Source organism: Marinilactibacillus kalidii (assembly GCF_017599325.1).
Classification (GTDB): domain Bacteria; phylum Bacillota; class Bacilli; order Lactobacillales; family Carnobacteriaceae_A; genus Marinilactibacillus; species Marinilactibacillus kalidii.
On record NZ_JAGFVM010000022.1, the window covers coordinates 47,041 to 59,105 of the forward strand.

Here is a 12,065-nt window from a genome sequence, read left to right on the forward strand (position 1 = left end):
ATACTATAGATACCTTCACTTCATAATTCTGCATCATATTATATTAAAGAATGATGAAAGCTTTTTCTTGTATATAATTTAAATAGAATAGTAGAATTAGTTATAATTTTAGTATAAAAATACGTTTTATTGCATAAATTTTATCGCTTTATCTTTTTAATGTAGGACGCTTCTTGTAGGTAGCTTTGTCGAACCGATTTGCGATATAAAAGCATCACAAATCGCTTCCGATTCGTGATGCCTGAGTCAGGTTTATTCTATATCAACTTGTCTTAATGCTACTTTCAAGTAAATCTAACTATCCTTTTGTCGTGATCCCCAACTTATTTAACGTATTCACTATTTTTCATACGATCGACTCTGTCTGGATAATCTGTGATGATTCCATCAATGCCAAAAGCTAGCGCTTCTTGTATACTGGATTCCAAATTGATTGTCCATGCATTTATTTTCAGACCCATCTTGTGAATATGCTCAATGATCACTTCGTTGAGATCACTGCCACGTGGATGAAGATAATCGATTTCCATTTCATAAGCTTTCTGGATATCTTGTTCTCTACAACCCAAAACGAGTAATCCTGTTCGGGCATTCGGAGAAAATTGTTTGATTCGAGCTAAGCTTTCCTCATGAAAAGAAGAAAACAACATTTGATCCATACCATCAAAAGTAGCCAATGTCTCGATTACTTTCTTTTCAAGTCCTCTGTCTTCTTTTGACGTTGCCTTGAGTTCTATATTGGTTACCAAATCAGTCTTAGACACCCACTTGAGGTATTCTTCTAACGTCGGTATGGTTTGTATTTGAACATCTTTTTTTTCAGTCTTAAAAGATAACTGCTTCAATTCTGCTAATGTATGGTCTATCAGATAACCTGATCCATTTGTCAGTCTATCTAGCGTATCGTCGTGAAAAATCACTAGCTCTTCATCACTTGTTAACTGGACGTCTAGTTCGATTCCATCTGCCCCTGCTTCAAGTGCCTTCTCAAAAGCTATCATTGTATTTTCAGGGTACGCTCCACTGAATCCTCTGTGCGCATAATTCAAGCTTTTCATTTTCTATTCCTCATTTCTAAATGAATACTAAGTAAGTGATCACTATTTTAGTAAGATAGCAATCTTTTATTTTTCTTAGTCAAACAACTATTTAATTATCAACTGCTAATCGCAAAAATACAGAGTAGCGTTAACCGATCTACTCTGTATTTAGGTTTTTAGAATAAGCTTTTTAATTTCTTAATTTCAACGACTTTTAATGCCGTAACTGCTATTCCCACGGTTACTAATGCCGCCGTTGATAAGCCAGGATGTTTCTTTGCCTTAACCATGAGACTTTTTGGTCTATGCCAACCCTGATTCGTCCCACGCTCATATAGATCTTCTCTTGGTTCATATAAGTTTCCTGCTGAAGGTTCTGGAGCGGCTTGGTTTTCATCATAATTTGTCTGGAATGTATTTAATTCCATTATTTTATCAGTCATTCTAGGGTACACCATACCAAAAATCGAAAAGAATTTTGATTGTGTACCGACATACATATCTCGTTTAGGATGTTCCGCTACATATAGGATGGCTTCAGCCACACTTTCTGGTGGGTAAACGATTCCTTTATGTGTCGGCTTTTTATCGATGTAACTAGTTGCATGATCCGTATACGGTGTATCTACTCTAGCCGGATGAATTTGAGAAAGTACAACGGGTGCTTGCTCTTTTTCGAGCTCCATACGGACAGCATCCGTGAATCCTCTAATAGCATGTTTACTAGCTGAATAAGCTGATTGAACTGGAAAAGCGCGATTTCCTACGACACTTCCCATGTTGATAATGGATCCAGCTTGTTCTTTTTCTTTATAATGTGCAACAGCTTTTCGCGTTCCATAAACAGTTCCCCAAAAATTGACATCGAATAAACGACGCATATCTTTTACAGGTATTTCTGCAGCGTAACCATAAATCGAAACCGCTGCATTATTTACCCATGTATCAAATCCCCCGAACGCCTCAATAGCTGCATCTGCAATACGATCAACGTCTTCTTCTTTGGATACATCTGCTACAACATAAATAGATTCAGCGCCTCTAACTTTCAATTCTTTTTTCAAGATATTCAAAGCTTCTTCATTTCGAGCAACTAAAACTAATTTCACTCCTTGTTCAGCTGCCATTCTAGCTGTTACAAGACCAATCCCGCTTGTTGCACCTGTAATAACCATTACTTGATTCTTTAATTTTTTCAATTTTAATTTCAAACTATTCAAAGGCACACCAGTATCGACTGTTCTCTGATTCATCTTTTTTCCTCCTAATAAAGCGTACATTCTGTTACTCTCTATCTTAGTGAAAAAATGTAGCCGTATTCAACTGATACGCTTGGTATAAAGCGTATGACTGATAGACGCTGTTTTCATCTACTTGTCATCTTTCAAATCTATTTTCAACAAAAAAGTCCTTTTATTTTCTATCTTTTTTAACATATCCCTTTTAAAAAAACGGTATACTATGACTATTAACCAGATATAATCATTCAAGAAGGTGAATAGCATCAATAAAAAATCAAAACGAAATAAAACCACTTTTTTAGCTATTTTTCTATTTTTACTAGGTCTAGGCTTTTTAGCGATCGAACCAGTACAAAATTTTTTAGTCCAAAGACAAAGCACACAAGTTCTTATGTCAGATATCGGACAAAACGTTTCGGCGCAAGAAGGCGATTTTGACTTTGAATCTGTTGAAGAGCTATCTTTACAAGATGTTATTCAAGCTCAATTTTCTGATCAAAACTTAGCCGCAATTGGATCAATCGCCATCCCCGATGTCGGTTTACATCTCCCTATATTAAATGGCGTTTCAAATGCTAATTTGTTAGCAGGCGCTGGAACAATGAAACCAAATCAAGTGATGGGAGAAGGAAATTACGCTCTGGCCAGTCACAATATGAAGAATCCTACGCTACTTTTCGCACCACTTCATAGAGCTGAACCCGGAATGACTGTCTATTTAACGGATGCAAAAAATTTTTATGTTTATGAAATCGTGACGCATCAAATCATAGACCCAACAGCGGTTTCGGTAATCGAAGATACCGATGAGACACTTGTCACATTAATCACTTGTAATGTTGATGGGAATAAACGATTGTTAACGCAAGGAAAATTCATTGAATCTGTTCCTGTGGATGAATCAGAAGAAATCGCTGCTTATTTTGAGATGAACTAAGTTATTCAATCCGTTAGATACGCCCTTTAACCAAGACCGTAGTGTTTAGGGGGCGTATCTATTTTCTTGATCAGTTTCTATTTCTGAAAAAAATTCTATGCTCATGCTATCCTTCTTGCATCAACAACTATTAAACCGAATAAAGTAAAAAAACAACCGTTACCTATGGTATGATAAGAGGGTTAATTCTTTAAAGAATGGAAGGAGATAAGATGTCAGTGATTGTATTAGCCGGTATGATAGGAGCAGGAAAAAGTACGTTTACAACGTTTATATCAGAGGAGTTTCAAAGCGAGGCCTTCTATGAACAAGTCGTCGATAACCCGATTCTTGAGAAATTTTATGCTGATCCAAAAAGATGGGCTTTTTCATTACAAATTTTCTTTTTAAATACTCGTTTCAAAAGTATTAAACAGGCACTCGTGCATAGACACAATGTTTTAGACCGTTCTATCTATGAAGATGCTTTGTTTACGAAAATCAATTATGAAGAAGGGAATATGAGTGAAGCGGAGATGGTACTTTACACAGACCTTCTTGACAATATGATGGAAGAGCTACAAGACATTCCAAAAAAAGCACCAGATTTGCTCATTTACCTACGCGGATCTTTGGATAAACATTTAGAAAGAATACAAAAAAGAGGCCGTTCTTTCGAACAAGTGGAGGGTAACCCTGATTTGCTAGACTATTATACAAAATTACATAGTCGCTATGATGATTGGTTTAATGAATATGATAAAAGTCCGACACTGGTCATTGATATTGATAAGATCGATCTTGAAAAGAATGAAGACAAAATATATGTTATGCAAGAAATTAGATCCGCCCTTACCGCTCATTCCATCTGATCTTCACGGAAAAGGAGGGAAAAGACTGATGAAAAACATTTATTACACAGCTATTTCATATGATGATTGGACCCTTTTTATCGCTGCTAGTGAGATAGGATTAATATTTGTAGGTTCTTCGCCTTTTGATCAAGAAGAATTAGAAAATTGGGTAGCTCAGTTACCGTTTGAAGCAACTTTGATACATGATGAAAGGTTTATGCAGTCTTATGTAAATCCGTTCAAAGAATATTTCGCTGGGAAACGTACAACTTTTTCTTTTCCTATTGAACAGATTGGGACACCTTTTCAGTTACAAGTGTGGGAACAGCTACTCACGATTCCATACGGTGAAACAATCACTTATGGTGAAATCGCACGCGCTTTAGGTAAAACAACAACCCATGCGCGAGCAATCGGTACTGCGATTGGCAAGAACCCTTTGTTGATCGTATACCCTTGTCATAGAGTACGTCCTAAGTCTGGTGCACCGAAAGGCTTTAGAGGTGGTCTGCCGATGAAACACGCATTGCTGAAATTGGAAAGCAACTAAAAAACCCGTTCTACCCTTTAGTGATTTGAGGATAGAACGGGTTTTTACTATAAGAAAGCATACATTGCTACAAACGCAATTAAGTTGTTTAGCATGTGATATACAATAGCAGCTTCTACTGTTTTAGTTCTTTTGGCTGCGTAGGCGAACATGAGTCCCATACCTAAATAAGAAAAAGCTGACGGTATATTCGTCGGTGAATGGATTAGCCCAAATAGGACTGTACTCACGCCGACTGCTATCCAAGAGGCTTCAAGGGTTGGTTTACGAAATAAAATCAGTCCTCTAAATAACCATTCTTCTACAATAGGAGCAGCAATTACGACCATTAAAAACATAGCCCAAATAGGCATCGCACCAGCAAGGTCTTCAATAGCCTCTTGATTGACTGCCTGGTTGTCCTCAAAAATTACTGATAGCAATATACTTCCAGCTCTATGTAAAACAAATGTCACCGGTATGTACCAAGCTAAAAACTTCCAATCTTGTTTATTCAATCCAGGTACATGGAACCATCTGTTTTGCTTGAGACGTTTTCTGTTGACTAAAGGAATCTTTCTCCAGATAATCACTATCGTTAATAACGGTAATGATATAATAGTGGTTACTATACTCACAGTGTTAAGCATAGGCATCAATACTTCTGATAATTCATCTGATGATAAATTCATGACGATTTCAGGATTTGCTATCACAAAGAGTATAGATAGACTAAAACCCAATATAAGCTGTAAAACAATGGAAGATAGCCCCCACATCAACGCTTGTTCTCTTTTCAGTATTTTCCTCAAGGGATAGCCTTCAAATAATTTCATATCATTCTCCTTTTAAATCAATTTACTCTTTATAGAATAGCAAACTCTAATCGAAAAAGATATGTTCTTTTAGTCCGATTTTAATAATAAATTTTTGCAAAATTAAAGACGCTGGGTCATTTCATGCCCAACGCCTGATTCATTCTATTATACTGAATAATTTGGTGCTTCTTTTGTAATATGAACATCGTGCGGATGTGATTCTTTCAATCCTGCTCCTGACATTTCGATGAACTGAGCATTTTCTCTCAATTCTTTTAAGTTTGCTGCGCCAACATAACCCATACCAGAGCGAAGTCCACCAATAAGCTGGAAGATAATATCTTGGACGCTCCCTTTATAGGCAACACGACCTTCAATTCCCTCAGGAACGAGTTTGTTTGCTTCCGTTTCTCCACTTTGGAAATAACGGTCACTTGATCCTTTTTGCATCGCGCCTAAACTACCCATTCCACGATAGGTTTTGAAGCGTCTACCTTGATAAATTTCAAATTCACCCGGAGACTCATCTGTTCCAGCCAGCATACTTCCAAGCATCACCGCATGTCCACCGGCTGCTAGTGCTTTTGCGATATCGCCAGAATACTTGATTCCACCGTCTGCAATAATTGGTTTCCCGTATTCGCGTGCAACAGATGCTGCGTCATAAATTGCTGTTATTTGCGGAACCCCAACGCCTGCAACGACTCTTGTTGTACAGATTGATCCGGGTCCAATACCGACTTTAACAACATCTGCGCCGGCTTCAAATAATGCGCGTGTGCCTTCTGCTGTAGCTACATTACCTGCAATCAATGTGATCGTCGGAAATTCCTCACGAATTTTTTTCATTTCTCTCAATACGCCTGCACTATGTCCGTGTGCTGTATCCACAACGATCACATCTACGCCAGCATCAATCAGCGCTTGTGTACGCTCAAACGTGTCCTTAGTGATACCTACTGCTGCACCAGCTAATAAGCGACCATGTTTATCTTTAGCGGCATTAGGAAACTGGGTGATTTTTTCAATATCTTTAATGGTGATCAAGCCACTCAACCAACCATTCTGATCTACTAAAGGTAATTTCTCAATTTTGTGTACTTTAAGCAAATGTTCCGCTTCTTCAAGCGAAGTTCCTTCGGGTGCCGTGACAAGGTTTTCTTTTGTCATAACCTCTTGAATTTTCTCATCCATATCCGTAATAAAACGCATATCACGGTTCGTCAGTATACCAACAAATTTTCTGTTTTCCATCGTCTCAACAATTGGTACCCCACTAATTCGATAAGTAGACATCAGGGCCTCTGCTTCAGATACGAGATGTTCTGGAGTTAGGAAAAACGGATCAATGATAACGCCTGACTCAGAGCGTTTCACTTTACGTACTTCTTCTGCTTGTTGCTCTACCGTCATATTTTTGTGAATGATACCTAGTCCACCTTGGCGTGCCATCCCGATTGCCATTCCAGATGCCGTAACAGTATCCATACTTGCACTTAAAATAGGCAGATTTAGTTTAACTGCATCCGAAAGTGTTACTTGTAAGTTAACATCGTTCGGTAAAACATGACTTTCTGCTGGTAGTAATAGTACATCATCAAACGTGAATCCTTTTTTATTGAATTTCGTTTCCCAGTTCCCCATGTTGATCTCCTCCAATTTTTCGTTTATACGCTCGCTATCGTAATTTTTAATAACTAAATTACCACCCATTTCCAGCTAGGTCAACACTCTAGATAGCCATGTAAGAACTTTCTCATAAATTCAACCTATCTTCCGACTGGTAGCGCTATAAAAACGAACGATCAAAGCTTTATACCACTTTAACATATGCTTTTAATCTGTAACAAAAGAGCTCTTTCAAAGATTCTCATCCTTAAAAGAGCTCTCTAAAACACTATTTTAAAATAGCGTTCCGCGAATGTTAAGTTTGCGTTTTAAATAGAATTTTGCAGCAATCGCAATTACACCAATGCCTAACGATACTTGTGCTGGTACAATCGGATTAATGACTGCTGGTATGGCAGCACCCAATGTAACGAACAGAACAAAGAGCATCATTGCTAGGACCGTTGCTAAAATATACTTCATGAAACCACCCTTTTGTCCGGGTACTGGTGCATATTTGGTGATAATAACGAAAGCAAATCCACCTAAGATGAAGTTCAAAATCAAGACCATTAGTCGCATCCCTGCTGCTTCATTGCTTACATCTGTGAACATACCTTGCAAGCCATAGATAACCGCGAACATTCCGCCAAGTAACAAGCCACCATCAATATACAATTTCCAAGGTTCAGAACGAACAACTTCTCCTTGTTCTCTGGTCGTTGGATTTTCTGTTAAATAATTGGCTTGGTCTGTAACGGTACCGTATATTTTACGAGCCGTTAAATGCTTCTCTTGTTGTTCAACAATATTTTTAAGCATATCGTTGAAGATCAACGTTTTTCTTTCTTCTGAAACGCCTCGTTCGTCTAAACTACGATTCAGTTTCAATACATACTCATTATTTTTGTTTGTCAGCTGACGCTTCAGTCTCGCATTTTCTTCTTGCATCGCTGCCAATTCAGCTACCTTGTCCGGCTGCTCGACAGTTTCTTTCTTTTTACTATTGAACACAGTTATGTCATCCTTTCGCTGAGCACATTCTTATACGTTGAATCTGAAAAGAATGACATCTCCGTCTTGTACGACATATTCTTTTCCTTCAGAACGCAATTTCCCTGCTTCTCTAGCTGCTTTTTCACTACCCAATGCATCATAGTCTGCATAAGCAATCGTTTCAGCACGAATAAATCCGTGTTCAAAATCACTATGAATAACGCCGGCAGTCTGAGGAGCTTTCATCCCTTTACGGAATGTCCATGCACGAACTTCTTTTTCTCCCGCTGTAAAGAATGTTGCCAATCCAAGTAAATCGTATGAAGAACGGATCAATTTATCCAATCCTGGTTCTTCTACACCTAGATCTTCTAAAAACATTGCTTTTTCTTCGTCATCTAATTCGGCGATTTCTTCTTCGATGGCAGCAGAGATTGTTACAACTTCTGCGCCTTCTTCGGCAGCAATGCTTCTAACGACTGCTAAATGCTCATTTCCTTCTGCATCTGCAATGTCTTCTTCTGCTACATTTGCTACATACAAAACAGGTTTGCTTGTTAGTAAGAATAATGACTTCACAATTGGTAATTCTTCTGGCGTGAATGACAGCATTCTAACTGGTTTACCTTCTTCAAGGACTGGCTTGATTTTCTCAAGAACCGTCATCATTTCCATTGCATCTTTTTCTTTAGACTTCGCTTGTCTTTTCACTCGATCGTATCTTTTTTCCACTGCATCAAGATCGGCTAGTGCTAATTCCAAATTGATCGTTTCGATATCGTCTGCTGGACTAACTGTTCCAGAAACATGTGTGATGTTTTCGTCATCGAAACAACGAACAACGTGACAAATCGCATCTACTTCACGGATATTAGCCAAGAATTTATTTCCAAGCCCCTCACCTTTGCTGGCACCTTTGACGATACCGGCAATATCTGTGAACTCAAATGTCGTTGGAACGACTTTTTGAGGATTAACGAGTTCTTTCAATCGATCTAATCTACGATCGGGTACTTCTACGATTCCTACGTTCGGATCGATTGTTGCGAACGGGTAGTTTGCAGCTTCTGCTCCCGCTTTTGTAATGGCGTTAAATAGCGTCGATTTCCCTACATTTGGTAAACCGACGATTCCTGCTGTTAAAGGCATGCTTGGTATTCACCTTTCTTTTCCTTCGATTTTTAAAACTTATTTTATTCTTTATGATCTTTTTGCTTATTCGGCGTCTGCCTTCACTAGAATTTTCTTCATTTTACGTTCGAATTCTCTTCTCGACATAAGCACAAGTTGGCCGCACCCTTCACACTTGATACGAATATCCGCACCCATGCGAATGATTGCCCAACGGTTGACGCCACATGGATGTTGTTTCTTCATCTCAACGATATCATTCAATTCGTATGCTTTGTCCATTTTATTCTGCCTCCTGAATCAATCAAAATCAATATTCAAATCTTCTAATATACGATTCAAATCATCTTGAGAGACATACTCGATTTCGATTTTACCTTTTTTACCTTTTTCTCGAATCACGACACTCGTTCCGAATTTATCTGTTAATAGTTCTTCTGAGCGTTTGATATAGATCGATTTGTTTTCATTCACTTTTTTGTTTGGCTCATTTTTCGGTTTCTGATTCGCTTCCGCAACCAACTGCTCTAATTGTCTAACCGTTAAGCCTTCTTTGACCGTACGCCTAGCCAATTTCGTCAATTTTTTCTTATCTTTTAGTCCTAATAAGGTTCTTGCTTGACCATTAGATAATTTATTTTCTTGAAGTAGATTTTTAACTTCAAGAGGTAGTGTCAGTAAACGTAAATGGTTGGCAATATAAGAACGGCTTTTACCCAGCTTTTCAGCAACCTTTTCTTGCGTCATAGCCAACTTTTCCATCATCAAGTTATATGCTTCTGCTTCCTCAAGTGAGGTTAGGTCTTCACGCTGTAAGTTCTCTAAGATAGCGACTTGCATCATGACTTCCTCATCCAACTCGCGTATGATCGCCGGAACAGTCTCTTTATCAGCAAGTTTAGAAGCTCTATAGCGACGCTCTCCCGCAATGATTTCGTAGCCCTTTACCGATGATTTTCTCAAAATGATTGGTTGAAGCACACCCGATACACGTATAGAATTTGCCAATTCGTTTAATGCCGTTTCGTCAAAATGTCTTCTTGGCTGATAAGGATTTGGACGAATCTCATCAAGCGCAATCATTTCCACACGTTCATCATCACGATTAACTTCTTTTTCAAAGTCAGGCACATCAAATAAAGCATCTATACCTCGACCTAGACCTTTTTTCTTATTTACCATTCGTCATCACTTCCTTCGCTAACTCTTGGTAAACTTCCGCGCCTTTCGACCGTAAATCATAATCTATGATCGAAAGTCCGTAACTCGGCGCTTCGGACAAACGAATATTTCTCGGAATAATCGTGTTGTATACTTTCTCACGGAAATATTTTTTCACTTCATTAACTACTTCAAATCCCAGATTTGTTCTTGCATCCAGCATCGTTAGTAAAACGCCTTCCACTTTCAGCTCTTTATTAAAGTGTTTTTGAACTAAGCGCACGGTATTCAGTAATTGACTTAACCCTTCAAGCGCGTAATATTCACATTGAACTGGAATCAAAACAGAATCACTTGCTGTAAAGGCATTGATCGTTAAATGTCCTAATGATGGCGGACAGTCGATCAGTACATAGTCATAGCCTTCATCAATGGTCTCAATCGCTCTCTTCAATCTCGTTTCTCTAGCCATCAAGCTGGTCAATTCCACTTCTGCACCGGCTAGCTGAATAGTAGCTGGAACGATAGATAGGTTTTCTCTACTCGTAGGTAGGATCACTTCTTCTAGCGGTACTTCGTTGATCAGTACATCATAGATATCTCTGTCAACTTCTCCTTTACGAATGCCTAAACCGCTTGTAGCATTTCCTTGAGCATCCATATCAATCAATAAAATTTTCTTTCCTGCATAAGCGAGTGATGCACCCAAATTGACAGTGGTAGTTGTCTTACCTACACCACCTTTTTGGTTCGCAACGGCAATAATCTGTGCCATTTGAATCCTCCAGACATATATTTTCTACTTTATAGTGGTTTCTTATTCGGTGTTCCTGGATTTCTAGGGTATTTGTTAGGTGTTTCTTTTTTCTTATCAATCAGTAAGATATGTCTTTCTCCAGCTTCAAGCGGAAGCTCGAATGAAAAATCTTCTTTGATTTTTCCACCTAACGTTGCAATTGCTTTTTCTGCGGCCTTCATTTCTTCAGGTGCATGCATCGCTTTCATCGCGATAAAGGTACCACCTTTTTTCACAAGCGGTAAACATAACTCCGCAAGCACGCTCATTCTTGCGACAGCTCTTGCAGTGACGAAATCAAAAGACGCTCTATACTGTTTGTTTTGACCGAATGTTTCTGCACGATCATGCAATAATGTGACGTCTTTCAGACCAAGTTTCTCTACTAAAATCTCTAAGAAGCCAATTCTTTTCTTTAATGAATCGACGATCGTAATAGATAATTCTGGGTAAAGTATTTTTAGGGGGATACTGGGAAAACCAGCACCTGAGCCTACATCGCATAAGCTGTGGACCCCTTTGCTAAAATCTACATATAGTCCTGCTGTCAACGAATCATAGAAGTGTTTTAAATAAACTTCTTCTTTTTCCGTAATCGCAGTCAGGTTAATTTTTTCGTTCCATTCTTGAAGTAGTTCTAAATAAAGATTAAATTGAGTCATTTTTTCATCAGTGATTGGTAAACCACGACGTTCTAACTCGGCTCTAAATTCTTCTGGATTCATAACCAAAAACTCCTTTTATATCGACTCGTGAAACAGCTATTTGTTTCACAAAATCACTCTCTTCACTTTATACTAAATCCCTTATGAATACAATGCTTTCCGCCGAATTGTTTCATAAAATCCACAAAAAAATGACAGTCACTTCTTTAATAAAAAGGAACGCGTTCTAAATTTACTATATAGGTGATGCCGCCTAAAAAATACAAACAGATGTCGTTCTTTTCATCATTTCAAATTCGCTTTACTAAGA

Annotated in this window: 13 protein-coding genes; 3 read left to right on the forward strand and 10 right to left on the reverse strand. The window is 38.3% G+C overall.

Going from position 1 to position 12,065, the window contains the following annotated elements:
• Positions 1 to 323 precede the first annotated feature (323 nt).
• Positions 324 to 1,058, reverse strand: coding sequence for a glycerophosphodiester phosphodiesterase (locus J5J05_RS04240; RefSeq protein ID WP_208559421.1), 735 nt, complete (start codon positions 1,056 to 1,058; stop codon positions 324 to 326).
• Between the two features lie 158 nt (positions 1,059 to 1,216).
• Positions 1,217 to 2,293, reverse strand: coding sequence for an SDR family oxidoreductase (locus tag J5J05_RS04245; RefSeq protein WP_208559422.1), 1,077 nt, complete (start codon positions 2,291 to 2,293; stop codon positions 1,217 to 1,219).
• Between the two features lie 241 nt (positions 2,294 to 2,534).
• On the opposite strand from J5J05_RS04245, the gene J5J05_RS04250 reads away from it, so the two are divergent.
• From J5J05_RS04250 to J5J05_RS04260, 3 genes are all read left to right on the forward strand, one after another.
• A complete protein-coding gene (locus J5J05_RS04250) occupies positions 2,535 to 3,218 on the forward strand; it encodes a class A sortase (RefSeq protein WP_208559423.1) in 684 nt (227 codons plus the stop codon).
• A gap of 197 nt (positions 3,219 to 3,415) precedes the next feature.
• Complete coding sequence (locus tag J5J05_RS04255) at positions 3,416 to 4,069, forward strand: deoxynucleoside kinase (protein WP_208559424.1); 654 nt, start codon at positions 3,416 to 3,418, stop codon at positions 4,067 to 4,069.
• Positions 4,070 to 4,097: 28 nt separating this feature from the next.
• The gene (locus J5J05_RS04260; protein ID WP_208559425.1) at positions 4,098 to 4,601 is read left to right on the forward strand and encodes a methylated-DNA--[protein]-cysteine S-methyltransferase; all 504 of its coding nucleotides are present in this window, start codon (positions 4,098 to 4,100) and stop codon (positions 4,599 to 4,601) included.
• Positions 4,602 to 4,648: 47 nt separating this feature from the next.
• Here the strand turns inward: J5J05_RS04260 and J5J05_RS04265 are convergent, their stop codons facing one another.
• From J5J05_RS04265 to rsmG, 8 genes are all read right to left on the reverse strand, one after another.
• The gene (locus J5J05_RS04265) at positions 4,649 to 5,416 is read right to left on the reverse strand and encodes a CPBP family intramembrane glutamic endopeptidase (RefSeq protein WP_208559426.1); all 768 of its coding nucleotides are present in this window, start codon (positions 5,414 to 5,416) and stop codon (positions 4,649 to 4,651) included.
• 147 nt (positions 5,417 to 5,563) lie between these two features.
• Positions 5,564 to 7,042, reverse strand: a complete 1,479-nt coding sequence (guaB, locus tag J5J05_RS04270; RefSeq protein WP_208559427.1) for an IMP dehydrogenase — start codon at positions 7,040 to 7,042, stop codon at positions 5,564 to 5,566.
• Positions 7,043 to 7,300: 258 nt separating this feature from the next.
• Positions 7,301 to 8,020, reverse strand: coding sequence for a DUF1129 domain-containing protein (locus J5J05_RS04275; RefSeq protein ID WP_208559428.1), 720 nt, complete (start codon positions 8,018 to 8,020; stop codon positions 7,301 to 7,303).
• 30 nt (positions 8,021 to 8,050) lie between these two features.
• The gene (gene ychF / locus J5J05_RS04280) at positions 8,051 to 9,151 is read right to left on the reverse strand and encodes a redox-regulated ATPase YchF (protein WP_208559429.1); all 1,101 of its coding nucleotides are present in this window, start codon (positions 9,149 to 9,151) and stop codon (positions 8,051 to 8,053) included.
• Positions 9,152 to 9,217: 66 nt separating this feature from the next.
• Positions 9,218 to 9,415 (reverse strand): DUF951 domain-containing protein, encoded by a 198-nt coding sequence (locus J5J05_RS04285; protein WP_208559430.1) that lies wholly within the window; start codon positions 9,413 to 9,415, stop codon positions 9,218 to 9,220.
• A gap of 18 nt (positions 9,416 to 9,433) precedes the next feature.
• Positions 9,434 to 10,315 carry a ParB/RepB/Spo0J family partition protein gene (locus tag J5J05_RS04290; protein ID WP_208559431.1) on the reverse strand — a complete coding sequence of 294 codons (882 nt, stop codon included), beginning with the start codon at positions 10,313 to 10,315 and terminating at the stop codon, positions 9,434 to 9,436.
• Positions 10,305 to 11,069: a ParA family protein gene (locus J5J05_RS04295; protein WP_208559432.1), complete on the reverse strand. Its 765-nt coding sequence runs from the start codon at positions 11,067 to 11,069 to the stop codon at positions 10,305 to 10,307. Before J5J05_RS04295 ends, J5J05_RS04290 begins: the two co-directional genes overlap by 11 nt.
• Positions 11,070 to 11,098: 29 nt before the next feature.
• Complete coding sequence (rsmG, locus tag J5J05_RS04300; protein WP_208559433.1) at positions 11,099 to 11,815, reverse strand: 16S rRNA (guanine(527)-N(7))-methyltransferase RsmG; 717 nt, start codon at positions 11,813 to 11,815, stop codon at positions 11,099 to 11,101.
• Between the last annotated feature and the right edge of the window lie 250 nt (positions 11,816 to 12,065).